The organism is Paenibacillus sp. MER 99-2, from assembly GCF_023714095.1.
Lineage (GTDB): Bacteria > Bacillota > Bacilli > Paenibacillales > Paenibacillaceae > Paenibacillus.
On the sequence record NZ_JAMAUZ010000002.1, the window covers coordinates 869,075 to 895,307 of the forward strand.

The 26,233-nt window shown below is 45.2% G+C and carries 20 protein-coding genes; 15 read left to right on the forward strand and 5 right to left on the reverse strand.

Features of this window, described 5'->3' with window-relative positions:
- Positions 1 to 11: 11 nt before the first annotated feature.
- The 8 genes from M3636_RS14910 to M3636_RS14945 all read left to right on the forward strand — a co-directional run bounded on the left by M3636_RS14910 (position 12) and on the right by M3636_RS14945 (position 9,694).
- Positions 12 to 1,712, forward strand: a complete 1,701-nt coding sequence (locus M3636_RS14910) for an ATP-binding protein (protein WP_128101337.1) — start codon at positions 12 to 14, stop codon at positions 1,710 to 1,712.
- Between the two features lie 107 nt (positions 1,713 to 1,819).
- The gene (locus M3636_RS14915; protein WP_251383023.1) at positions 1,820 to 2,794 is read left to right on the forward strand and encodes an alpha/beta hydrolase; all 975 of its coding nucleotides are present in this window, start codon (positions 1,820 to 1,822) and stop codon (positions 2,792 to 2,794) included.
- Between the two features lie 24 nt (positions 2,795 to 2,818).
- A complete protein-coding gene (locus M3636_RS14920; RefSeq protein WP_251383024.1) occupies positions 2,819 to 3,166 on the forward strand; it encodes a hypothetical protein in 348 nt (115 codons plus the stop codon).
- A gap of 68 nt (positions 3,167 to 3,234) precedes the next feature.
- Positions 3,235 to 3,669 (forward strand): GNAT family N-acetyltransferase, encoded by a 435-nt coding sequence (locus M3636_RS14925; protein WP_251383025.1) that lies wholly within the window; start codon positions 3,235 to 3,237, stop codon positions 3,667 to 3,669.
- A gap of 223 nt (positions 3,670 to 3,892) precedes the next feature.
- On the forward strand, positions 3,893 to 4,351 hold the full coding sequence (locus M3636_RS14930) for a MarR family winged helix-turn-helix transcriptional regulator (RefSeq protein ID WP_128101340.1): 459 nt from the start codon (positions 3,893 to 3,895) through the stop codon (positions 4,349 to 4,351).
- Complete coding sequence (locus M3636_RS14935) at positions 4,348 to 7,515, forward strand: MMPL family transporter (RefSeq protein ID WP_251383026.1); 3,168 nt, start codon at positions 4,348 to 4,350, stop codon at positions 7,513 to 7,515. Before M3636_RS14930 ends, M3636_RS14935 begins: the two co-directional genes overlap by 4 nt.
- Positions 7,516 to 7,840: 325 nt before the next feature.
- A complete protein-coding gene (locus tag M3636_RS14940) occupies positions 7,841 to 8,467 on the forward strand; it encodes a GDSL-type esterase/lipase family protein (protein ID WP_251383027.1) in 627 nt (208 codons plus the stop codon).
- 162 nt (positions 8,468 to 8,629) lie between these two features.
- The gene (locus M3636_RS14945) at positions 8,630 to 9,694 is read left to right on the forward strand and encodes a phosphotransferase (RefSeq protein WP_251383028.1); all 1,065 of its coding nucleotides are present in this window, start codon (positions 8,630 to 8,632) and stop codon (positions 9,692 to 9,694) included.
- A gap of 154 nt (positions 9,695 to 9,848) precedes the next feature.
- Here M3636_RS14945 and M3636_RS14950 read toward each other — a convergent pair whose 3' ends face one another.
- Positions 9,849 to 10,526: a tetratricopeptide repeat protein gene (locus M3636_RS14950; RefSeq protein WP_251383029.1), complete on the reverse strand. Its 678-nt coding sequence runs from the start codon at positions 10,524 to 10,526 to the stop codon at positions 9,849 to 9,851.
- A 226-nt stretch (positions 10,527 to 10,752) separates the two neighbouring features.
- Positions 10,753 to 11,622 (reverse strand): AraC family transcriptional regulator, encoded by an 870-nt coding sequence (locus M3636_RS14955; protein ID WP_251383030.1) that lies wholly within the window; start codon positions 11,620 to 11,622, stop codon positions 10,753 to 10,755.
- 191 nt (positions 11,623 to 11,813) lie between these two features.
- Between M3636_RS14955 and M3636_RS14960 the strand changes: the two genes are divergently transcribed.
- Together M3636_RS14960 and M3636_RS14965 are read left to right on the forward strand one after the other, a co-directional pair.
- On the forward strand, positions 11,814 to 13,331 hold the full coding sequence (locus tag M3636_RS14960) for a tagaturonate reductase (RefSeq protein ID WP_251383031.1): 1,518 nt from the start codon (positions 11,814 to 11,816) through the stop codon (positions 13,329 to 13,331).
- Positions 13,328 to 14,842, forward strand: a complete 1,515-nt coding sequence (locus M3636_RS14965) for a UxaA family hydrolase (protein ID WP_251383032.1) — start codon at positions 13,328 to 13,330, stop codon at positions 14,840 to 14,842. The genes M3636_RS14960 and M3636_RS14965 overlap by 4 nt, the downstream gene beginning before the upstream one ends.
- A gap of 115 nt (positions 14,843 to 14,957) precedes the next feature.
- On the opposite strand, the gene M3636_RS14970 is transcribed toward M3636_RS14965, so the two are convergent.
- The 3 genes from M3636_RS14970 to M3636_RS14980 form a co-directional block, all read right to left on the reverse strand.
- Positions 14,958 to 15,638, reverse strand: coding sequence for an AlkZ-related protein (locus M3636_RS14970; RefSeq protein WP_251383033.1), 681 nt, complete (start codon positions 15,636 to 15,638; stop codon positions 14,958 to 14,960).
- 40 nt (positions 15,639 to 15,678) lie between these two features.
- Positions 15,679 to 16,413: a helix-turn-helix transcriptional regulator gene (locus tag M3636_RS14975; RefSeq protein WP_251383034.1), complete on the reverse strand. Its 735-nt coding sequence runs from the start codon at positions 16,411 to 16,413 to the stop codon at positions 15,679 to 15,681.
- 295 nt (positions 16,414 to 16,708) lie between these two features.
- The gene (locus M3636_RS14980) at positions 16,709 to 18,739 is read right to left on the reverse strand and encodes a beta-galactosidase (protein WP_251383035.1); all 2,031 of its coding nucleotides are present in this window, start codon (positions 18,737 to 18,739) and stop codon (positions 16,709 to 16,711) included.
- 129 nt (positions 18,740 to 18,868) lie between these two features.
- Here M3636_RS14980 and M3636_RS14985 point away from each other — a divergent pair, with 129 nt between their 5' ends.
- The 5 genes from M3636_RS14985 (at position 18,869) to M3636_RS15005 (ending at position 25,979) form a co-directional block, all read left to right on the forward strand.
- Complete coding sequence (locus M3636_RS14985) at positions 18,869 to 19,702, forward strand: AraC family transcriptional regulator (protein WP_251383036.1); 834 nt, start codon at positions 18,869 to 18,871, stop codon at positions 19,700 to 19,702.
- A 190-nt stretch (positions 19,703 to 19,892) separates the two neighbouring features.
- Entirely contained in the window at positions 19,893 to 20,681 is a 789-nt protein-coding gene (locus M3636_RS14990) for an alpha/beta hydrolase (RefSeq protein WP_251383037.1), read from the forward strand.
- A 73-nt stretch (positions 20,682 to 20,754) separates the two neighbouring features.
- Entirely contained in the window at positions 20,755 to 21,414 is a 660-nt protein-coding gene (locus M3636_RS14995) for an SGNH/GDSL hydrolase family protein (RefSeq protein ID WP_128101351.1), read from the forward strand.
- Between the two features lie 100 nt (positions 21,415 to 21,514).
- Positions 21,515 to 22,408 carry an SMP-30/gluconolactonase/LRE family protein gene (locus tag M3636_RS15000; RefSeq protein WP_251383038.1) on the forward strand — a complete coding sequence of 298 codons (894 nt, stop codon included), beginning with the start codon at positions 21,515 to 21,517 and terminating at the stop codon, positions 22,406 to 22,408.
- A 484-nt stretch (positions 22,409 to 22,892) separates the two neighbouring features.
- A complete protein-coding gene (locus tag M3636_RS15005) occupies positions 22,893 to 25,979 on the forward strand; it encodes a X2-like carbohydrate binding domain-containing protein (protein ID WP_251383039.1) in 3,087 nt (1,028 codons plus the stop codon).
- Positions 25,980 to 26,233 lie beyond the last annotated feature (254 nt).

Genomic DNA, 26,233 nt, shown 5'->3' on the forward strand with positions numbered 1-26,233 from the left:
GGGGTGATGTGATGTCCCATGAAAATGATACGAATGAAAAGCTGCGGAGAACGATTGAACAATTATCGGATCAGATCATTCGTAGCAAGGAAGATGAAGAGCGTGTACTGGGCGAATTCTCACAAATGAACAATGAACTGGTTACGTTGCAGCGGAAGCTTGCGAAGAATAACGTCAGTTTGGAAGCAGCACGCGAAGAGGCTGTTGCAGCGGGAGAATCCAAGAGTTCATTTATTGCCGTAATAAGTCACGATTTCCGAACCCCCTTAAATGGAATACTTGGCATGGCTGAGTTATTGCAACTATCCTCTTTGTCCGAAGAACAGCGCAACTCGGTGGATGTCATTCAGGAGGCCGCCAAACTTCTGCTTAAGCTAATTCAAGACCTGCTGGATATGTCCAAGTTAGAAGCCAAACAATTGAAGCTTGAAATTGGAGAAGTAGAGCTGCAATCCATTCTTAAATATATCGTTCGTTTACTCGAACCGAAGATTCAGAAAAATGGAAACGAGTTAATCATTGATTGTGATCCAAGGATTTCTTCCAGTCTGCAAGGTGATTCGACGCGAATTACGCAGGTGCTTATCAATTTAATTCAGAATGCTAACAAGTTCACAATGCAGGGTTCAGTACGTATCCGAGTGAAGCTGGTAAATGACAGTGAGCATACTCAGCAGATTCGATTCGAGGTGGAGGACACAGGGATCGGTATCGCCAAGGAAGATTTGCAGAAACTGTTTAAACCCTACGCTCAGACAGAACGAGGACGTGCAAAGGAATACGAAGGCACAGGTCTGGGGCTATCTATCTGTAAGTCTTTAGTGTTGCTGATGGATGGTGATATCGGTGTGCAAAGTATAGAAGGGAAGGGTTCTACCTTTTGGTTTGAACTATTGTTGGACAAGTCAGCTTCCAATCAAGCAGACACCTCCTCCGATATTGCACCATCCGATAATCAATCTCTAGAAGCTGTCCCTGAGCCTTCGCTCCCTATTCTGTTAGCAGATGATAACGCCATTAACCGGCAAGTCGTGTTGATGCAGCTCAAAAAGCTGGGGATCACAGAGGTTGATTCTGCCACCAATGGCGAAGAAGCTGTTGCTGCCTATCTTAGCAAGAAATATAGTTTAATTCTGATGGATAATATGATGCCGATCATGGATGGCCTTGAAGCAACGCGCAAAATCCGAGCTATGGAACAGGATGAAATGCGACATGCAGTTCCGATCATTGCAATGACAGGCAATGTGATGGACGGAGAAAAGGATAAATGCCTTGCTGCTGGAATGAATGACTTTATTGGTAAACCATTTACCCTTGAAGCATTAAGCAATATAATTCAGAAATGGCAGAACACATCGGAGCATCGTGAAATACTAAATATGAGTATTGTTAATGAAATCGCAGAATTAAACAGTGAAGGCGATCAGACGTTGCTGGAGATGTTACTTGAGATGTATCGTTCGGAGACACCGGGCAAAATTGAGGTGCTGCGGAGACATATTGTTTCGGGTGATCATCTTGCTGCGGCGGAGGTGGCTCATGATCTCAAATCTGGAAGTTTGAGCTTAGGGATTGAATATTGTTCAGCCCTCTTTGCACGAATTGAGCAATTAGCGAAGCAAGGCGAGACGATCAAGGCAGAACCATTGCTTGATCAATTAATGCCAGCATATAAAGAGGCGTGTTCTGCATTAGAAAAAGTCATCTAGAGGGTTTGTAGTCTTGACGAAAGTCGGGACTGCAAACCTGTTTTTGCGCCTAGCTTCGTGTATGTAAGGTAAGGTGTAGATTGTTACGATGAAGAGAAGGAGAGACCATGTTAACTCTATATTTTGGAATCGCTATTTTTATTTTAATTCTGCTCGTGCTCATTGCAACCTGGATAGGAGGACTATACTTCTTTAAAACAGCAATTCGGCGTACCCCCAAATCATTTCTGGTGGATAACCCGAATTTAATGCCTGAACCTGACAATGAATTGATTAGTAGTGCGTCTGATCTAACGTGGTTGGATCAACAGCATGGGGTGAAGGTACGTATCCAGTCTCATGATGGACTTCAATTACATGGGATGTGGCTACCTTCAGCTACCGGATCACACCAAACGGTAATATTGGCTCATGGGTATTCAGGTAGAGGGAGAGAGATGGCAGGCTTTGCTCGTTTTTACGCGGAGCAGCGAGGGTATAACATACTTATGCCTGATGATCGAGCACATGGTGAGAGTGAAGGGAATATGATTGGTTTTGGCTGGTTGGATCGGTTGGATTACATACAATGGATTGATTGGGTTATCACGAAGATTGGAAGCGAAGCAGAAATTATACTTCATGGAATATCGATGGGTGGAGCCACTGTGCTCATGACGGGGGGAGAGAAGCTCCCAGCACAAGTAAAATCCATTGTATCGGACTGTGCCTACACTTCGGTTCAAGAAGAGCTTACCTTTCAGCTTAAGCAACTTTACAAACTGCCCCCATTCCCCTTTATTCCTGTGACCAGTCTCATATCGAAGTGGAAGGCAGGTTATTCCTTCTCTGAAGCTTCTGCTCTGAAACAACTTGCTCAAGTAAAGGTGCCGGTGTTATTTATTCATGGAGAAGCAGATAGGTTTGTGCCTACAGAGATGGTATATCGACTTCATGATGCATGTCCAACGGAGAAGCAACTACTGACGATTCAGGGTGCAGGACACGGAACAGCCTTTCAAGTGGATCGTTCCAGCTATGTAACAGCTCTTCATGCTTTCCTAGATCAAACGACTACAGGCTCCGTTCCAGAAGGCAAGTAAACACATTGAAAGGAGGTGCGCTACATGGCACGTACCAGTAGAGTTTGTTCCTATTGTGAGAAACCAATGGGAGCAGATGAATTCAAGTGTAAATCCTGCGGTAATCTGGTTGCTACCAAAACAACGCAGCCTGAGCGATCACATATGACGGAGGATTATAACCCGATACTGGATCGATATTCTATCGTGCTGCTTGTCATCATTACGATTTTCTTTCCTCCAATCGCCATAATCATAGGTGGGGTTATGTTGTTCAGTGATCATCCATATAAGAAGGACACAGGCAAACTACTCGTTACGAGTGCAATTGTTTTTATGATCGTTTTTATATTTATTTTTATTGGAACCGGAACACTGACCATCAGCTTATAACTTGAACTTTGCCTGGGTAACGACTACAATACGATAACGGAACAAGCAAGATACAGGAGGAATGAACGTTGTTAATTAATCTGAAATCACGAATTCAGGAGCCTGAGGTGCAAGAATTGTTGGCCTATTCGGTCTTTCCTGAACCTGAGCATCTGAACCAAGCCATTCAACAATATACGGAGAGCGATGAATTGCAGCTTGAAGGGTACGAAGGTGAGGGGCAGCTCATCGGCTTACTCGGTTATATTCACACAGGAGCAGATGAAATAACGATTAAGCATATTGCTGTGCTGCCCGAAAATCGCTTCAAAAATTATGGTCGTGGCATGATTGCACAGCTTCTGGAGAAGCATAATCCGGATCGTTTGATTGCAGAAACGGATCAGGAGGCTGTCGAATTCTATCGGAATTGCGGATTTATCGTGTATAGCTTGGGTGAGTTATATCCTGGTGTTGAGCGATTCCGCTGTGTGTTGGAGAAGGATGAAGACATGGAAGAGTAATCGCTCAAGAATGTAGCCGTATGAAATAGAATACAATTAAATGAGCCATGAAGCAGGACGCTTGGATTTAGTGAGAACTAAGTCGGACGTCCTGCTTTTTTTATTTATTTTGTAGAGGGTAGGAAAAAAGTATTGCTTTGTCATATAGTTTCATTATAGAATAGTTTCGTAAATGAATAGTTTCATAAGTGAACTACTTTTTGAGAGAGGTGAATAATACAATATGAAATCACTAGACGCTAAAAGTTTGGTTAACCGATATTTGGATGCCTCATTTTTGGTGACCAAACGTTTCGATAATCAAATTCGTGAACGTGTGGGTCAGACGATGACGACGGATCAATTTATTGCACTACGTCTGATTAATGAGAAGGAGAAATGCACCCCTTCAGACCTGGCAGAGCTGCTATGTGTGGGCAAGAGCAGTATTACCGCTCTGGTCAATAAGCTGGTAGATCGAGATCTGGTAGATCGTGCTGGGGATGAGCGTGATCGTAGAGTTGTCTACCTGACGTTAACGGATCACGGGCGGAAGGCGTACCGGGAGACGGAACAAGAGATACAACAACTTCTTGAGCCTTATTTGGTTCATTTCAAGCCAGAGGATGTTCATAATTTTATTGAATCGTTTGAGAAGCTTGCAGCTTTGTTAACACATGAGGGAGGACCCGATCAGAAATGAGAACGATTTTGAAAGCAAGATGGTGGTTGATGGGGCTGTGGATCGTAATTGCTGCAGTATTAATGCTAACCGCTCCAAATATGGGGGAATTAATCCGAGAAAAGGGTCAATTTTCCGTACCAGAAGGATATTCTTCAACGAATGCTGCCGCCATCCTAGATGAAGCTGCTGCGCAAAAAGGCGAGCAGCAGGGTAGTCAGATTGCTCTTGTGTTTTATAATCCTGATGGTCTGGGCGACTCGGGAAAACAAGAGGCAGAGAAGGCTATCGAGCAATTGAAGACCAAGAAGGAGCAACTGGGGATTCTGTCTATCCTGGAGCCTTTCTCAGAGCCTGAATTAGCTGAACAAATGATCTCGGAAGATGGCAAGACGATTTTGACGTCTCTTTCCATCGACCAGGGAGAACGTACCACGAAAGAGATGCGTGATGATCTGAATGCAGCCTTAGATTCGGTCAACGTAGAGCACTACATAACCGGTAAAGGTTTGATTGATGAAGATACGATTGAAAGCTCACAGGAGGGACTTAAGAAGTCGGAATACATCACGGTTGTATTTATATTGCTAATTTTGTTCCTTGTATTCCGTTCATTTGTAGCACCATTCGTTCCACTGCTTACTGTAGGTATTAGTTATATTGTATCGCAGCAAATCGTTGCCTTCCTCGTGGACGCCGTGGATTTCCCAATCTCTACGTTTACACAGATCTTTATGGTGGCAGTGATGTTCGGTATTGGTACAGATTATTGTATCCTGCTGATTAGCCGCTTCAAGGAAGAGCTGGCACATCATGAAAATACATGGGATGCCATTATCGCAACGTATCGAACAGCAGGAAAAACGGTATTTTTCTCCGCTTTAGCCGTATTGGTTGGTTTCATTGCCATTGGTTTTGCGCAGTTTATGCTGTATCGCTCCGCTGTAGCAGTCGCAGTTGGTATCGCTGTGATGATGCTCGCCCTGGTAACGATTGTTCCATTCTTCATGGCTGTACTTGGCAAAAAGCTATTCTGGCCTTCTAAAGGTTCATTAGAGCATGCTGAGAGCAAAATCTATGGGGTGGCAGGTCGTTTCTCTCTGAAACGTCCGTGGGCAGCGCTGTTAATTGTAGCAGCCGTTTGTGTACCGTTACTAAGCACGTACGATGGCAAATTATCGTTTAATAGTTTAGATGAGATTGGTGACAAATACGATTCAGTCAAAGCGTTCAATATTATATCCGACAGCTTTGGTCCAGGAGAATCTTTACCAGGGCAGGTCGTTATTCAGAACGATGAGCCTATGGACAATGCCAAATATATGGCTGTTGCCGAGAAAATTAGCCGTGAGGTAGAGAAGGTTCCGGGCATCTCAGGCGTCCGAAGCATGACACGGCCAACAGGTGAAGAAATCAAAGACTTTGAAGTGACCCAGCAAGTAGGAACTCTCTCCGATGGATTGGGTGAGGGCAAGACAGGCTTGGACAAAATCCGGGATGGCTTGAGTGAAGCCAGTAGCCAGTTAAGTCAAAACGAACCACAGTTAAAAGAAGCGGCTGATGGTGCGGGAGAACTGACCAAAGGTACTACCCAGCTACAGTCAGGAATTACGCAATTAACCGAAGGACTTCGTCAAATTGAAAAGGGAATTCGCGATGGATCCGCAGGAGCAGGAGATCTGAAGGCAGGGCTTCAGCAAGCGAAGTCAAGTGCTGATCAACTCGCACAGGCGAATAATCAATTACTACAGGCATACCGCCAAGCAGGAGCAGGAGTCTCGGCGCTTGGTGAAGGTGTTGGTGAAATTGCACAGCAGCTCACTGGCGTTTCAACTGCGCTGACCCAATTGAATGAATCCTTCGCCGCATTGGAAGAGCGCTATCCTGAACTGCAAACCGATGCAGATTATCAACGGGTGAAGGGAACCCTTGGGGAAACCGGAACAGGTACTGCACAATTAGCACAGGGTCTGGGACAAATTCAGACGAATCTGGGTGAAGCGGCAGCAGGTATTAACCAGGCGAATGAAGGTTTTGCAGCGGCGGCATCCGGACAAAAAGCACTTGCAGATGGACTTAGTCAGATTGTAACGGGCATTGGTCAACTGGAAACTGGTTTGACGCAGGCTGCTAACGGGCAAGGCAAAGTCATTAGTGAAATTCCGGCTATACAAAATGGTCTTGGACAGCTTCAGGGTGGACAGGAAAAAATCCAAAAGGGATTTACCGATCTTAGCGGTCAGTTGACGCAATTAACCGATGGACTTAATCAGAGTGTGGATGGTATCAATCAAGTATCCGGTGGTCTGGATTCAGCACAGGACTATCTGACACAGTTGCAAAATTCACCTGATTCGGATCTTGCCGGGTGGTATGTACCTGATGAAGCATTGAACAGTAAAGAATTCAAGCAGGTATTTGATACGTATCTGTCCACGGATCGGAAAACGATGACCATCGATGTCATTTTCGCTGAAAATCCATACGGAACGGAAGCGATTGATCGTGTACCAGATATTGAAGCAGCGGTGCATCGTGCCGTGCAGGGAAGTGCGCTTGAAAAGGCGGATATTGCTGTAGGTGGGGTAACAAGCACCTTTGCTGACTTGCAGGAAATATCCAATAACGATTATAAACGCACCGTTACGCTGATGCTTGTAGGTACTTTTATTATTCTTGTTCTGTTACTACGTTCTGTCATTATGCCATTATATTTGATCGTATCATTACTTCTGGCTTACTTCACGTCGATGGCGATCACAGAAACTGTATTTGTTAACATCCTTGGATTCTCAGGCATTAGCTGGGTAACGCCGTTCTTTGGCTTTGTAATGCTCATTGCCCTCGGCGTGGATTACAGCATATTCCTGATGGATCGCTTCAATGAGAATAAGGGTATGAAGGTTCAGGATGCGATGCTCTATGCGATGAAAAACATGGGAACCGTTATTCTGTCTGCCGCGGTCATTCTGAGCGGAACCTTTGCTGCAATGTACCCATCAGGAGTACTGTCCATGATGCAGATTGCTACTGTAGTACTCAGTGGACTTGTGTTGTACTCCTTGTTATTCTTACCATTCTTTGTACCGGTAATGGTGAAGATGTTTGGTCGTGCCAATTGGTGGCCATTCCCGAACAAAGAGCAGGCGAAATCCGTTGATTCGGATCGTACCCTTGGCATGTAAGTGAGGAAAAATATGCCGAGTAAATAACGAGTAAGTAACGAGTAAATAGCGAATAAGCATTGCAATAACGCTGCCAGAGATTTCTGACGGCGTTTTTTGCGTCTTAGGACAATATTTTCTTCTATAATAAATGCAAAAAAATAGGGATAACAGTGAGCAGGAAATTGTTCTGTCCTCGGATTAGCAGTGTAAATATTTGGTCGTTCAATTGATATACAAAAAATAAAGGTTAATGCCCAAGGACACTGTCCCGCGCTATGTGTGTCGATTCCTCATACATTATAGCAATGAGTGAATTATGAGCATGTAGAGAGGAGCGATGGTGATGGTTTATCGATATGCAGCGGTCGGGGATTCGTTAACAGTAGGTACAGGAGCTCTACTCGGCACGGGATTTGTTCCTTTGTATCGCAGAATGGCAGAGATTAACGTCCGAACGTTTGTATCGATGGATAACATGGGGGTGAACGGGCTAACCTCAGGAGAATTATTGCAGATGGTATCCTCGCATAGCAGGGTGCGTCAATCCCTTCGAGAAGCAGACATCATCACGATATCCATTGGAGGCAATGATCTTATTCGAACGTTCAGAGCAAGTAATGGAGTGCCAGGTACAAGCAAGATGACCCAGGTGCTGGGAGAGACACGCAATCATGTTTCACAGATTATGAAGCAGATCCGGCAGTTGAAGGGCAATAGTGTCTATATGGTGCGAACGATCGGATTGTACAACCCGTTCCCACAAGCGCCTGAGGCAGCCTATTGGGTGCAGCAGTACAATTCCTTCTTGGACGGTGCGGGATCAAGGTACTATGCCTGCGCTCAGGTGTATGACAGGTTCCTGGGACATGAACGTGAACTATTATTCTGGGATCGGGTACATCCGAATGCCAGAGGTTATCGTGTCATTGCCGATCAGTTAAACCGAACGGGTTATACTCCATTTTCCTAAGAAGGGTTCACGACTGGGATGATGGCGAAGTCTTTCAATCACTAGACCTGCTTACCTGCTTCCGTTAAGATGACAATATGGAAGTAAGTGTTCTCTGCCTTGTGAGAAGTAGCTTGAGCTTGAACAGGTCAGTTGATAATGAAAGAAAAAGGAGTTTTTTTGGTGCATAGTATTCATTTACGTCCTTCACATGATCCAGAACAACAGCTAATTCAGCGTGTGCTGTCCACATATGCAACGGAGCCAAGTTGGGAAGCAGAGCGTGGAAGTGGGGGAATGAACAATTCAACGTATATCGTAAAAATGAATGGCGAGTCTTATGTACTTCGGCAATATGAAACGCATAACGATGAGACCAAAATTAGGTTTGAGCATGAGGTGCTGCTAGCCTTGGGACGTTCCAATTTTGCCATCAAGGTGCCATCTCCTGTAGAAATAACTGTTGATGGGGGCACAAAAACCTATTTGCCTATTCAGGACTCGACTGGCAAGCTCAAGATCGCAGCTTTATTTCGATATTGTACTGGAAGTAACACGGTGTGGAATACCCCTGAGCAACTATTCGAACTGGGTAGTGCTGCTGGGGCATTATCTTCGGCGATGTCGAAACTGGATATCGTACTCCAGCCTGCTTATCCGCCGTATTACCAGATTCAAGATGCCTACCCACTGTGCACTCCGAATAAATTGCTGCAACTATGTCAGACACCGCCGCCTGAACTTTTTGCTTGTGAGCAAGACATGCGAGATTTAGCCAAGGTACTACCGGGTCTATTTGAAGCGTTGAATGGAATGGAGCAATTGCCGCATCAACTGGTTCATGGTGATCTGAATGCATCCAATGTACTTACTAATGAGCAGGGACGGATATGTGCCATACTTGATTTTGAGTTTGCTACATGGGATTTGCGGGTGATGGAGCTCGCTGTTCCAATGTCAGACCTTTTGACACAGGATCAGGATGAGAAATGGATGTGGCTTGCACTGGAGGCGATGATCCAAGGTTTCCGTGATAACGTTACTATACAGTCTAATGAACGTGAAGCTATACCGCAGCTTATATTACTACGAAGTCTTGATGTTGTGATGCATTTTCTAAGTCGAATGTTCGAAGGTACGGATGAACCTGCTGTAGCCGTGCAACAGATTCAGAAGTTTAAAGAACGTGTAGATTGGATGGCTCTCCATGAAGGACGTCTACGTGAACTGTTAGTGCAGGCGATATAATGTCCTGGTGGTGAGATATGTCTGTTTTTTTGTATGAATTTGGGTTGGAATAGAAAGAAGTGCACGGTACGATGCCACTGGCAAAGCTCCGTGCACTTCTTTCTATAGACATTTATTCGCTGTAGACACTACATCAGGCTTAGATCAAGGTAGACTACAGTCCGCGTTTGCGGAACCAGCTTCGCACAGCCCAGCGGCGTTCCTGACGTTTCTTATACTTAGGGAGCGAACGGTATACATTCAAGGATTGTTCATAAGCTTGCTTTGCATCGGCATTTCTTCCAAGGGAGCGATATACAGAGCCAAGCAAGTAATAAGCTTCGCTTGATGATGAATGGATCTCTTGGAACTGATTCACGTAATGCAAAGATTTGCTCTGATCTTGATCCTTGAAGCTGCTTGCGAGCGTAAGATAGGGACGACCATACTTCACCCTTGGATTAATATCCAATGCCTTCAATATGTGTTGTTCTCCTTCTTCGATCTTCCCAAGATGCAGTTCGGTTGTGCCTAGTGCTTCCCAGTATTCAGCTGAATGTTCATAAGGTCGCTCAATCTCCAGTAATATGGCATGGGCTTCCTCATAACGTTTGCGTTCAATTAATAGGCGAGCCAGATCCAGCTTGGAGGAAACCTCATTAGGATTTATGGCGATCTGCTGGCGTAACCGTGAAATACTACGCAGCCGCTTGAGTGGCTTCATGAAGCTAGGAAATAACCCGACGTAACGACGATCCAAGAAATACAGAATAAGAAGAAGGATGAGGATCGCTACGATGGGATTACCTACAATCTGCCAGAGTAAGCCAAAAATTAAAAATTTGATCAACACGATAAGGTCAACTCCGTTTGTCATGTAATGGCGTATATACGCATAAGGCTGAGTTCCAAACGTCTGGCGAACGCAATGGAGTACCTTTCTAAGCAATCTTTGAATAGATCCAAAGATTGACGTCTACCCCTTATCATACCATACGAAGTGTATGGAAGAATATGTTACACTCCAAAAAAGTGAGTCGCTCCTAAAAGGATGCAGAAACAGGTTTTGGAACCATCTGCTAACTACTCATAGTTCTTCGATAGGCTGCCGGAGTGGTTCCCGTCAGCTTCTTAAACTGACGATAAAAATGGGGCAGGCTCTCGAAGCCGCAGGCATCAGCAATAGAGGCCATTGTTGCATCACTTTTGAGCAGATGCTCCTTGGCCATAATTACCCGACGTGCGAGTGCATAGTCGGTTAGTGTCATGCCCGTGTATCTTTTGAAAGCTCGACTGAAATGAGCAGGTGAAACGGCAGCTTGCTGTGCGAGCTCTGGTAGAGATAAGCCGTTGCGAAGTTTGTCGTCGATACTGCTTAGGATCGTAGATAACCAGCTTGGGCCAGGTACAGGGCGAGGGGAATTCTCTGGATCCGTGGCATCAAGCCTTTCTAGAAAGATCAATAATAGTTGTAATCTGAGCAGTGCGGCGTGTGCACTAAGGTGATTGTTTAGCTGAAACTCATGTTGGATATCTTCAATTAATACAGCGACTGTGGAACGTTCGGCTGGGGGGAGCTGACGTTTATACACTCGGCGTTTACGACAACGTTCAAATAGAGCTAATAGTGCGGATGAGCTGACACCAGCCGCAGACGCTAATAAACCTGGGCTGAAGAATAGTGCAGAAGAGGTGACGGGGTTCTTTTCATCAGGTAAGGCTCGATGCACCGTGTTCCCCGGAATAATGAAGAGATCCCCTTCAGTCATATCCTCAAGACCCATGTCGATAAAAATAGTTCCTTGACCACGATATACATAGATCAGCTCATGCCAATCGTGAAGATGGTCGGGCAATTCGTTCTGGGGCGATTTCGTATCTGCATACACCAATCGAAACGGGATGCCTGATTCTGCCTGAATGGTTGTACGAACAGGTGAACGATTCATACTGTCTCCTTTCCAATCTTTAGTCAGCAATACAGAGGAAGAATATGATCATGAAAGAGTATATTTACGGCATTATAAGCAATTTAATTTCCTTTTATTGATGATACAATGAATTTAAAGCGTTTTCAACGGATGTCATAAGAGCGTGATCAGTATCCGCTGAAGATAAATAAATAATGAGGTGAGTGCTCATGTCGGCTAGCACCAAACGTCCAAGATTAAAGTTAAGTCTGTTAGGCAATGATGGACAACGGAAATGCAAGGAGATCATTGAACGCCCTGTCAAAGTTCTGCAAATTGGTGAAGGTAATTTCCTTAGAGGGTTCGCTGACTGGATGCTTCACGAGAGTGCTAGACAAGGCAAATTCCATGGCAGTATCGTAGTGACCCAGCCTCGCCCGGGAGGGAAAGCGAAGCTAGACCAGATCAGAGAACAGGATGGATTATACACGATGATTACTCGGGGGCTGTCCGATGGTAAACCTGTGGAGCGTACAGAGATGATCTCCATATTTTCCCGCTGCATGAATCCTTATGAAGAATGGCAGGATTTTTTAGAGCTAGCGGAGCTTCCATCGCTTGAGTTTGTTATCTCCAATACGACCGAGTCAGGTCTGAAATATATATCTTCGGAATATGTAGAAGGAGAGCCGGTTCAATCCTTCCCAGGCAAACTGACAGTGTTTCTTCACAGACGATTTGAACGTTTTGCAGGAGATCCAACGAGAGGTTTAATCCATCTTCCTTGTGAACTTCTTGAAGGCAATGGAGATGTGTTACGTAGCTGCGTCCTCCGTCACAGTGAGGATTTTGGTTATTCAGATGCTTTCCGCACTTGGATTACAGAACATAACTTGTTCCTAAATAACCTGGTAGACCGGATTGTTACAGGTTCTCCAACACAGGACGAAGCTGATGCATTGACGAATCGGTGGGGATATGAAGATCAGCTGATCAATACAGCAGAGCCTTATCATTTTTGGGCGATCCAGGGTGATGAAGCGTTGGACAAGAAGCTGCCCCTGAAGCAGGCTGGATTAAATGTACATTGGGTGAAGGATCTGAAGCCGTTTCAGCTTCGTAAAGTACGTATTCTAAACGGTGCACATACGCTTATGTCTTCCCTCGGTATTCTTCATGGCAAGCAGCATGTGCGGGAAACGATGGAAGATCCACAATTCGGAGCATTTATAAGGGAAGCTGTGCATGAGGAGATTATACCTGCATTGAACATGCCAGATCTCAATTTAGGATTGTATGCAGAAGAAATATTTGAACGATTCCTTAATCCATACATTGATCATAAATTGCAGGATATTGCGTTAAACACCGTTGGTAAGTTCAAGGTTCGTGTTCTGCCAACGCTCCTCTCGTACGAACAACATGAAGACAACTGGCCATCCCGTTTGCTGCGTGGATTTGCAGGGCTGTTATATCTGTACCGCCCAGTGAATACGCCGGATGGATATCAGACACAGCGCTTGAATGGGGAGTCATTCATTTTACGAGATGATCCTCAGGTTCTATCCCTCCTAGCTGGGTACTGGGAAGACTACGATACGTTGAATAGCAATGAGCAACAATTAGATCGTATTATTGGTTCCGTATTATCCGATGTATCCATCTGGGGCGAAAACTTGGATGAACGTGAAGGGCTGCGAGAAGCGCTCGTACACGAAATTTCGCTGCTGAAAGGTGAGAGTCTATGAATACAACAAGTACAGTTCAGGACTGGATTGCAATCCATCCTCAGGATGATGTTATTATAACGCTACGCGAATACACAAAAGGCGAAACAATCGTATTGCCTGATGATGTTTCTTTTGCTCTGCTAGATGATGTGCCCAAAGGGCATAAGATTGCGGTACATCATATCGAAGCTGGCGAAGATGTAATGAAATACGGATTCTCTATTGGTGTAGCAAAGGAACAGATTGCGCAGGGGAGCTGGATTCACAGCCATAACCTAAAAACAGGCCTGCATGGATTGCTCGAATATGAATATAATCCAGGACTTGCATCCAAGACAGAGATGCCTCCAGAACATCTACGTTCGTTCGATGGTTATCTTCGTCCTAATGGCGAAGCGGGCATACGTAATGAAATCTGGATCGTTAATACAGTTGGCTGCATTAATAAAGTGTGCGAGGCATTAGCACGGATGGGTCAGTCCCAGTTCGGCAATCGTGTGGATGGTGTATTTCATTTTCCTCATCCGTTTGGATGCTCTCAACTCGGCGATGACTTGAAATATACACAGCAGTTGCTCGCTTCATTGGTAGAACATCCGAATGCAGGCGGAGTGCTGGTCATTGGTCTTGGCTGTGAGAACAATCAGGTAGACCAGTTCCGTGAATGTATTGCACCCGAGTATCAGGGCAAGGTTCGTTTTCTCAAAGCGCAAGAAACAGATGACGAGTTAGAGGAAGGTTTACGCTTAATGGAGGAACTGGTAGAGGTCGCTGAACAGGAAAAGCGCCAGCCGCTTCCACTTAGCAAGCTCAAGATTGGTTTGAAGTGCGGTGGCTCTGACGGCTTATCGGGCATCACTGCCAATCCGCTTGTCGGCTCAGTAGCCGATATGCTTGTGGCGGCAGGAGGCACAGCAATTCTGACAGAAGTGCCAGAAATGTTTGGTGCGGAGACGATATTAATGAATCGTGCTGCCAATGAGCAAGTATTTGAGGATTTGGTCGATCTAGTCAATGGTTTCAAGCAATATTTTGTTAATCATGGTCAGAACATATATGAGAATCCTTCACCAGGTAATAAGGCTGGCGGCATCACGACATTAGAAGAGAAGTCACTCGGATGTACACAGAAGGGCGGACGCTCTGAGGTTGTTGATGTGTTGCGTTATGGTAAACGTGTAACCAAATCCGGACTAAACATTGTAGAGGCACCGGGCAATGATCTCGTATCGGTAACAGCCCTTTCTGCAGCGGGTGCCCATATTGTCCTGTTCACGACTGGACGAGGAACGCCATTTGGTGGCCCTGTACCCACCGTGAAAATTGCGACTCAATCCGATCTGGCGAACCGTAAAAAGCATTGGATTGACTTTAACGCAGGCCAACTGCTCGAAGGTCAGACGATGGATGATGTGAAGGTTCAGCTGTTCCGTCAATTAATCGACATCGCTTCTGGACGGAGTCAGACGCTGAGTGAACAACATGGTTTTCGGGAGATTGCCATATTCAAGGACGGCGTAATTTTGTAGCTGAATGAGCAATATTCATTAAAGTAGGGTCTCTCTACTCGCTTCAAACGTTCTATGTATCTTGAGTAATCCCAGTTACATCTCGAGCGGTAACTGGGATTTATTTGTCTTCATTTTATTGAATACCCAATGCCTTTTTAATTTTAGTTAAAGCGATTGGGGGAGTGTGCTCTTCAAGCTTGCTGACAAGTGATGCTTGAGCTTCGGCAATGCTGCCTTCAAATGGCTTCACGCCGTGACGTTTCATCCAGTGCTCTGTAGTTTCATAGGCGGAGCTGTTCCAAGCGACTTGACCTTCTTCAAGTCCTTCTTTTTCCTTGGTTCCACTGATTAAAATCAGCGTTTTGGACTGAAGCTCCAGCAGTCCTTGATCAAACGACTTTTTGTCTTCTTTGGCCGCAAAGCCTGTCTGCGCACGTAAGGCACGCCCATCAATACCTTCTTGCCCGCTGATCTTTTCATATAGTTTAAGCGCTTCGCGTGATAGCAGGCCAGCATCATACTGCTCGTGTATACTTGTCTGATTTGCAATCATTCGATGAACCAATGGGAAATAATCGCGTGAGATCAATACGGCCTTCTTTTTGATGCATTTCCCGTAAGCCGCAATTCCTTCTTCGGCGAAGCGTGTGCGCCATAGCCAAGGGTCAAGTGAGGTATCCTTATGCCAGTTCTCTTCAGGGGTAAGTGAAGAGAGTGAAGGATACTCGGGGAATAGAGGTGCGAGAGGGAGTATGCCTATGGATTGGATGCGCTGAACTGCTTCTTCATAAGTTATGATCGGGTCGTTAATCATGGCGGAAGGCCTCCTTTTTTATAATTTGTCTAAGTATAATTCAACAGCGGCTGAAGGACGATGCATATAATTGAAATACGTCTGCGGCATGCTGACTTATTTCGTTACGAAGCTCTTCAGGCTCTATGACCTCCGCTCCCTTACCTAGCCGGTAAAAGAAACGGACGACCCAGGACCAATCTTCGGATGGACAGAGAAAAGACAGTTCCCACAGCCCAGGGGTGACCTCGGTCATCGTTTCTCCAATGTGGTCGTCCTGCTGCACCTCAATCATTGCGGAATAGTTCAAAAGCGCTTTTACTCGGATTAGAGAGGACTCACACCCTTCTTCTTTTGCCGCTGTACGTATAGAAGTCTCAAAATGCTTGATATGCTCATTACGTTCAAGGACTCGATGGTTTAGCTGGTTCAGCATAAGGTCTATTCTAGTCATAATATCCTCTGGAATAATACCTCTAATCTTGTCCATGACGACCCAACGTGATTCCTGAAATGGGGTATCGACATGATGACTAATTCCCTCTAGCGCGAAAATAAGCGTTGCAGCTTCAACTGGATCTAATTGCAGCGGAGGTAACACATAACCCTCCATGAGCTGAAAGCCACCACCCGGGCCGGATATGGCGATGATCGGAACATTCATTTCTGACAGGGACTGGATGTCTCGTAAAATGGTACGCCGTGACACTTCGAATTTGTCAGCCAATGAGCGTGCCGTTTCGTGACCGAGCTGTAAAGCCATAACAATGGCGGCTAGCCGGTTTATTTTATTCATGTCAGTCACTCCGTTTCAAAGATAGAGCTTCATAGAATGTATGTATCGTCCAATTCGAGCTATAATACACGATTTCCTTCTATACAATGATATGAAAAAACCGTACCCGGCATAGCCGGATACGGGAAGTAGCAGTTTCTGAACTCTGCAGAGAACAAGAAGATTATTACGGATAAACTTATTTGTTTTACAATAAAAAATGGAATTTTCAGTTCGAGAGGTGACAGTTTGTATCGAGTAAATCTTTCGAAAAGTTCTTTGGATTATTCTTTCAATAGGATTGTTCGATACGTTCTTAAGAATTGCTTTTGAGCAATTGTACACCACGACCCTCAATTTCAACATGTCCTGTCAACTCACGATCTGTCAGCAACTCACGAACCTTGGTTGCACCCAGATCATAGGATTGAGCCCAGGCATTGTGGTTCATAACAAATAGGTATTGCTTACCGTCTTTGGTACGTGCGCTAACCTCAACACCTTCGGGAGTCTCCAGTAAGGCATGAATGTTTTTGTCAGCTGCCAGTTGCCCGAGCAGACCATCAAGGAAACGTTCTTCCGGATCAGAGGCAACATACCACGCTTCCCCTTTACCGAATTTGTTACGAGTAACAACAGGCATACCTTGATAGAAGTCTTCTCCATACTCAGCGATGACCTCCGCACCCTCACTGTGTAAGAGATCACATAACATGCCACACTGATAGTCACCTTGCAGATCACCGTAGGTTTCTTTGAGCACAATGCTGTTTTTTTGCTCAGGCAATAAAGCATCGATCTCTTCAACCCAAATGCCAAGTAACTTGCGAAGCTCTCCAGGATAACCACCTGTGGTTACCAGATCACTTTCATTGACGATACCGCTGAAGAAAGTTGTCAGGAATGTACCGCCTGCTTCAACGAATTTCTCCAGCTTGTCAGCGAAGCCTGGCTTCACCATGTATAGGACTGGGGCAAGAACGATGTTATATTTGCTTAGATCGGTATCCACACTAACGATATCTACCTGAATATTGCGACGGAAGAACGCAGCATAGTATTTATGGATTTGATCTACATAGTTGAGAGCAACCGTAGGGCCACTTGATTTTTCAATCGCCCACCAGTTGTCCCAGTCGAACACAATGGCTACTTTGGATTCAACGGTAGCGTCCAGTGTTTGGTCGCCAAGAATTTGCAATTCCTTACCTAGCTCAGCAACTTCACGGAATACACGTGTATGCTCGTGTCCTACGTGCTCAATGACCGCACCATGATACTTCTCACAGGCGCCAATGGAGCGGCGAAGCTGGAAGAACATGATGGTGTCTGCACCATGTGCAACAGACTGATAACTCCAGAGGCGCATTACGCCAGGACGTTTCAGTGAGTTGTAAGGTTGCCAGTTCTGCTGACTTGGTGTTTGTTCCATTAGCATGAACGGTTGGCCATCCTTCAGTCCTCGCATAAGGTCATGCGCCATTGCAGTGAAACTGAATGGAGTGGCAAGACCAGGGTAACTGTCCCAGGATACGATATCCATATATTTTGCCCATTTGAAATAGTCCAGTTGCTTGAAGAATCCCATTAGATTGGTGGTTACAACAGAATCCGGGATGTGTTTTTTGATTGCATCGTATTCTAGGCGATAACAATCCAGCATGCTGTCTGAGTTGAAACGGGAGTAATCCAGAGAGATGCCTTGGAATGTGGAATTGTTGTTGCCCCAGTGCTCACTCAGATTGCTTGGAAGTACAATCTCATCCCAGTCATAGAAGGTATGTCCCCAGAAGTTGGTATTCCAAGCTTTGTTTACTTGATCTAGTGTCTTATAACGTTCTTTCAGATATACACGGAACGCTTTCTCACAGTTGTCACAGTAACAGTCTCCGCCATATTCGTTGGAGATGTGCCACACCAGAACAGCCGGATGGTTCTTGTAGCGTTCGGCAAGCTTATCCGCCATTTTCTCCGAATATTTGCGATAGGTTGGACTGTTTGGACAAGAGTTATGACGACCACCGAACTTGCGTTTACGTCCGTCAGCGTCTACACGAAGCACATCCGGATATTTTTTGGCCATCCAAGCAGGATGGGCTGCTGTACTTGTAGCGAGACATACGTAGACACCGCTTTCATACAGACTATTAATTAATTGGTCAAGTCCTTCAAAATTATAAGTAACTTCATCAGGCTGAATTAATGCCCAAGAGAATACGTTAATGGTTGCCATATCAATTCCGGCCAATTTGAACATGCGCAGGTCTTCAATATGGGTTTCGTGATCCCACTGTTCAGGGTTGTAATCGCCACCATAGAACATTTTGGGTAATTTGTGACTAATCAATATGTTCACCTCTTGTATAAGAATAATTGTATAATATATGATTCATATGACATTTAAAATATAAGAAAAGTATTGGTGCATATAAGAATACGGAAATGATATTCTCGCAAATGATGAGGAGGGAAACGTGTGATCATATCAGCTCAGCATGAACGGTACTTTATGACATCAAGGGATCAGACCCTTCCACTTTACATTGAAAGCATTGGTTATAATGGGAACCAAGAGAGTGTAAAGAGACCCGCGGGATACCCATGTTATCACTGGTTGCAGACGGTTAAGGGAGCTGGGGAGTTCAGATTTGGAGGTTCAACCTTAATTCTGGGAGAGGCATCCGGCATATTAATGCCGCCAAATGTGCCACATGAATACTTGCGTTCCCAAGGCGATTGGGAGACGTTGTATGTTACATTTGCTGGTTCACAATGTTCTGCGATTACGGAGGGGCTTGGTTTGGGAGAGGCAGCTTTCTATCAATGGGAAGTGGACAGCCCACCTGAGCACTATGGTAGACAGGTGCTTGGTTCCATCGGTAGTGATCAGGATTTATCCGGATTGGAAGCTTCTGCGGACATGTATCGATTTTTGATTCTTCTGAAAAAACACGGGATGAAAGGCAGTCGCTCATCGATCTCATCTGCGGTAGAGCGACTCGCCCCGTTAATTGCCTATATGGAGAAGCACTACGCTGATCCAGACATTGGCCTTGAAGAGATGGCAGCAATCTTGAGAATTACACCCAGACATCTGAATACACTGTTTAAGCAATCCTTCGGTATGACAGCATACAGCTACTTTATTCTTTTGCGGATTCGCAAATCGAAAGAGTTAATGACAGGAGATCGAATGTTAACGATCAAGGAAACGGCCTCTCGGGTTGGTTTCCGTGACGCAAGCCATTTTGTCGCTACGTTTCGCCGTATTGAACATGTAACGCCTGAACAGTTTCGGACATTATATTAACTTATTCAAAGCTACAATTGTGCCAAATCTCACTATGCATGTGGACATAATTCATGTAACCTACTAAATAATGATGCTGTTCAGATATTGATGCCCGAAGCTTGTTGCCGTTATGATGGTATCAATTCCAAAAGTAGTCAGCCTGTGCAATGGAATGTAACCGTTGTACGAAGAGAGAGGATGAGTTGAATTGACGTCAATTATTCCATTGTGGGATCACGCTGCACCCTATGCGGCGGTTGGGCATGAGGATGAAATGCCTCATTTGATTCCCTTTATTCACCCTGGTTCCGAGAGCGCTGTCATTATATGTCCTGGAGGCGGATATGGCTTTCTTGCTGACCATGAAGGTGCTCCTATCGCTGAATTGTTGAATCGTGCGGGTATTAGCGCATTTGTACTCAAATACCGCGTGGCACCACATCAGCAACCAGCACCTCTAACAGACGGTCAGCGGGCAATTCGATATGTTCGTGCTCACGCAGAGGAGTATGGAATTCAACCTTCCAAAATTGCTGTGCTGGGTTTCTCGGCAGGTGGCCATCTGACAGCTATGTTGGGAACGGTGTATGATGAAGGACAACCTGAGCATGCTGATCCAATTGAACGTGTTAGCTCCCGCCCGGATCGGATCATTCTGTGTTACCCTGTCATTACGATGGATTCTTATGGACATGCTGGTTCTCGGGAAAATCTATTAGGCCCTGAGGCTTCAGATGAATTAGTTGTAGCGTATAGCGCGGAAAAGCAAGTGAAAGCCGATGCGCCTGAAGCGTTCATCTGGCATACAAGCGATGATGGAGCGGTTCCTGTTCAAAATAGTTTGCGTTATGCTCTTGCGTTAGGCGAACATGGTATTCCGTATGACTTGCATGTGTTCGAGAAAGGCTCTCATGGATTAGGACTCGCTGAGGACAATGTAGCTGTAAGTGCCTGGTCTGGATTATGTATTACTTGGTTGAAAAATCAAGGCTGGTAATTGGTGAGAGCTGGATTTTATCATCACCATTCAACATGCTTCATCATGCTCGAATGCAGAGGAGAAAATGATCATGAAATTTCAAAAAAATGATAAAGTCCTTTTTATCGGGGATTCCATTACAGATTGCGGACGTGAACATCCTGTTGGTGAAGGAAGCAATGGTCTAGGACATGGTTACGTTGCTCAAGTGTATGCTTTGCTTCGTTCCATATATCCTGAATTGATGTTACGAGTACAAAATGTGGGTAATGGTGGGAATACGATTCGTGATCTGAAGCAGCGCTGGGATCGGGATGTTCTTGATCTTAAGCCAGACTGGCTGACCATCATGATCGGAATCAACGATGTGTGGCGTCAATTTGACAATCCATTAGCTACAGACTCACATGTGTTCTTAGAGGAATATGAGTCCACATTGCGAGAGTTGGTTGCATCGGTTCGCCCAAACTTAAAAGGTCTTGTACTGATGACGCCTTATTATTTGGAAGCGAATCCAGAAGATCCAATGCGCGCTACGATGGATATATATGGTGAAGCTGTGCGTAGAGTCGCTTCCGAATTCGATGCGATCTATGTAGACACACAGGCTGCTTTTGCACCATTTTGGGATCATTACTACACTTCAGTTTTGACGTATGACCGGGTACATCCTGATGCAACAGGTCACATGGTGTTAACGAAGGCATTTCTAGATGCAGTTGGATTCGAATGGTCGGGCGGTACCAAATAACGTATAGCGTTGTTTGAACGTTGGCTTTATTTCTTAATTCCATCTTCTTGGCATTGAAAACCTGAATTTGAACATGCTCTTATAGAAAGGATGCGATGAAATGAGTAGCTTGAACATTGCGGTACATAGTCATGCGTTGTTGGGAGAAGGGCCAAGCTGGGACGCGGAACAAGGTCGCTTGTTATGGGTTGATATTGAAGACTTCAAGGTACATGTCTTCGATCCGTCTACAGGCACTGATCAGGCTTACGATGTGGGTCAACATGTAGGAGCCGTTGTTCCTTATCGCGGAGATGAGGTCATCGTGGCTTTACGAAGTGGGTTTCATGTCTTTCATCTAGGCACAGGTCAACTTCAACGTATAGAAGATCCGGAACAAGGTATTGAAACGAACCGCTTTAACGATGGTAAGTGTGATGCGAATGGACGATTTTGGGCTGGGACGATGGGAATGGGCAATGGGGATCGAGAAACAGGCGCCTTATATTGTTTGGAGGAAGGTAAGCCGGTAAGAAAGATGGTCGATCACATCTCTACCTCAAATGGTCTGGGCTGGAGTGTAGATCATCAATTAATGTATTATATCGATACACCTACAAAATCCATTGATCGGTTCGACTATAATTTGGAGGATGGTACTATCGCCAATCGTACTCCAATCATCTCCATTCCTGACGAAATGGGTTTTCCAGATGGTATGTCAGTAGATGCAGAGGGCATGTTATGGGTTGCGCATTGGGGCGGAGGACGCATTACCCGTTGGAATCCTGATACTGCTGAACTGCTTGAACAGATTGTGGTGCCTGCTGATCAAGTGACCTCATGTTGTTTTGGCGGTCCAGACTTAGAAGACCTCTACATTACAACTGCACGAATTGGTATCTCTGATGAACGACTGTTGGAAACCCCGGATGCAGGCTCTGTATTTGTTATTAGACCTGGAGTAAAGGGGCAGAAAACCAATGCATACGGTAGCTTCAATCGTTCTAATTAACGAGCAGTGGAGTTGAGAGTACGTTAAATTGGACTATGCCAGCTTAATTGGATGGATGAATTAACGCTCCATTTGTGCATCATGTAGCATCGTTTTATAGCACATAAATAGAGTTCTCATAGGTTAGCCAGTGACTACTGGTTAGCCTTTTTATCATTCTTTGTATTACGACAATGGCTTCATTAAAAAATATTAGTTCATGGCGAGAATTAGTGCAGGAATTTTATTTTTGCCAACGAATGTTATTTATTGATAATATTTTACATAATTTGAATCGGTAATGCCATGGAAAGGGGGTGTGAGTCGAGTCGGTAGTACTCGATTTTTTGTAAGCGCTTAATAAAATAGTAACGGAGAGGAGGTGGGGCTTGTTCCAGATTGGAGGCACAGGGGTAGAAATACGATATGCTTACGCATTAAGTCATCCTGAGACTGCAGGATTGAACCGGATGTAATGAACATATTGAAGAGGAGGCGAAGTAAAATGAAAACGTTTTTGGGGAAATTGCGAGTAGTAAGTTTGACGCTTGTTGTGGCTACGGCATCACTAGGCATACTTGCAGGTACAACAGAAGCTGCACCATCGGAGCCCTACCAATGGAAGAGTGTAGTGACAGGCGGAGGGGGTGGCTTTGTTCCCGGTATTATTTTTAATGAGTCTGAGAAAGATCTGATCTACGCACGTACGGATATCGGAGGGGCTTACCGGTGGAACGCGTCCGATGAGAGCTGGATTCCGCTGACTGATTTTGTTGGCTGGGACGATTGGAACAAAAACGGGGTAGATGCACTTGCAACAGATCCAGTTGACCCCGATCGGGTATATATGGCTGTTGGAACGTACACCAATTCATGGGATCCTAATAACGGCTCCATCCTTCGATCAACGGATCGAGGGGATACTTGGCAGACAACTAGCCTTCCCTTCAAGGTTGGCGGTAATATGCCAGGGCGTTCAATGGGAGAACGGTTGACCATTGATCCGAATGACAATCGTATATTGTACTTTGGTGCGCGAAGCGGCAACGGGCTCTGGAAAAGCATGGATTATGGAGTAACTTGGAGCAAAGTGACGAGCTTTCCGAATCCAGGAACCTATGTGCAAGACCCTACTATTGAATACACGAGTGATATTGTAGGTTTGGCATGGATTACTTTTGATAAAACAACTGGTTCTGCTGGACAAGCGACACAAACGATCTACGTAGGTGTAGCAGATACCAATCAAAGCATCTATCGCAGTACAGATGGAGGAACGACTTGGTCGGCAGTCCCGGGACAACCAACAGGATATTTGCCGCACCATGGTGTGTTAGATTCGGATGGCAGTCTCTATATCTCATATAGCGACGGTGTGGGGCCGTATGACGGTCAAAAAGGCGACGTATGGAAGCTGAACACTTCCACAGGAGTATGGAAGAATATCAGTCCAGTTCCAAGCAGCAGCTCTGATAATTATTTTGGTTATGGTGGACTCACAGTAGATGCGCAAAACCCTGGCACCTTAATGGTTGCTACCCTCAATTCATGGTGGCCAGATGCCAATCTATTCCGCAGTAAGGATGGGGGGAACACTTGGACACGAATCTGGGAATTCGACGGTTATCCTAACCGTAAAATGCGTTATACACAAGACATATCAGCAGCACCGTGGTTAACATTCGGCGTCAATCCGGCTCCACCGGAAGTGTCTCCGAAGCTTGGATGGATGATCGGCGATCTGGAGATTGATCCCTTTGATTCGGATCGTATGATGTATGGAACAGGCGCGACAATATATGGAAGTGATAATCTAACGAATTGGGATAGAGATACGAAAATAGATATTTCCGTGAAGGCCAAAGGTCTGGAGGAAATAGCGGTACTAGATTTGATCAGTCCACCTAGTGGGGCACATCTCATCAGCGGTGTGGGGGATGTTGCAGGTTTCCGTCATAATGATCTGGATCAAGCCCCTGCAACAATTTTCACGAATCCTAATTATGCTTCAACAGAAAGTCTTGATTTTGCGGAGTTAAGTCCAGGAGCTATGGTACGTGTAGGTAAGGCTGATTACAGTGCTGATCCGAATGCCAAATCGATCGGTTTATCCAGCGATGGTGGAACGACATGGTATAAAGCCAATGCCGAGCCTGCTGGCACAGCAGGGGGTGGCACCGTAGCAATTTCCGCAAATGGTAATCGTCTGGTCTGGAGCACGTCGGATAAAGGCGTGTATTATTCTGCTACGAGCGGTAACTCATGGATTGCAAGTTCTGGCATACCTGCACAGGCCAAAGTCATATCCGACCGTGTTAATCCAAATAAGTTTTATGCATTCGCCTCAGGCAAGATTTACATTAGTGTGAATGGTGGAGCATCGTTCACTGCTTCGGCAGCAACAGGTCTTCCTGTGGATGGTAATTCAGATCTGGATGCCGTTCCGGGCATTGAGGGAGAAATCTGGTTTGCTGGTGGTAATGAGGAAAGTGGTCCTTATGGACTGTGGCGTTCCACAGATTCGGGAGCTAGCTTTAGCAAATTGTCCAATGTGGAAGAAGCCGATAGCATTGGTTTCGGTAAAGCAGCTCCTGGGCAGGATGTCGTTGCTCTATACACGATCGCCCAAATCGATGGGACACGTGGTTTCTTCCGCTCAGATGACGGGGGTGCAAGTTGGGTGCGCATTAACGATGATCAGCATCAATATGCTCGTGTAACCACCATTACAGGAGATCCTCGAATTTATGGCAGGGTGTATCTGGGAACGAATGGACGTGGCATCCTATACGCTGATCCAGTTGGTGGAAACAATGGTGGAGGGGAGAATCCTCCTATCTTGAATTCAGCTATTAATCCGTTGACAGCAGAATTTGATCTGGCTACAGATCATCAGGCTGACATTGCCATTAACTTGATACTAAACGGTAATACGTTAAGTTCAATCCGTTCAGGTAACAGCACGCTTAACCAAGGTACAGATTATACCCTTTCAGGCAGCCAAGTCATTTTAAGTAAAACGTATCTAGCCACATTGCCTGTGGGCAAGACTACACTCCGTTTTGTGTTTAGTGCAGGTAACGATGCCAATTTGAATCTGAATGTTAAAAATACAACCACACCTAATCCAGAGCCAGCGGGTACAGTGCGAATAGAAATGTATAATGCGTCAACAGCAGCAACGGGCAGTTCGATTAATCCTAAATTTAAGTTGACCAATACAGGTGCCACAGCGCTCAATCTAGCAGACGTTAAGATCCGTTATTATTACACGATTGATGGTAATGAATCTCAGAATTTTTTCTGTGACTGGGCAACCGTTGGTGGCGCAAATGTGACGGGTACCTTCAGTGCTCTTGCAACACCGGTAACCGGTGCGGATCATGTTCTTGAGATCGGATTTTCGAGCGCGGCAGGTTCACTTGCCCCTGGGCAAACTACGGAAATCCAAACACGCTTCTCCAAAAACAATTGGACTAGCTATACGCAGACCGATGACTATTCCTTTGCTAGCAGCCACTCGACATATGCGGATTGGACTAAAGTAACTGGTTATGTTGCTGGGAATTTGCAATGGGGGATTGAACCTTAGTAGGTAATCAAGGTAATATAAGAAGTCCTGAGACGCCAAAATGCTTCAACTTGGCCTGGGCTTCTTTTTTTGTCGAAAAATAGTGTAATATAGGTATATACTATAGGGATATATGGTACTTTTGACCTCAGAACCGACAGAATGCCCCTGGATGAATGAATCGTCGCAGGATGTAAAAATAGAGATACAATTGCCTTGATTTTTGTGTAACCGCTAACACATTACTGCGGCGTACGCGAAATTTATAAGGTATA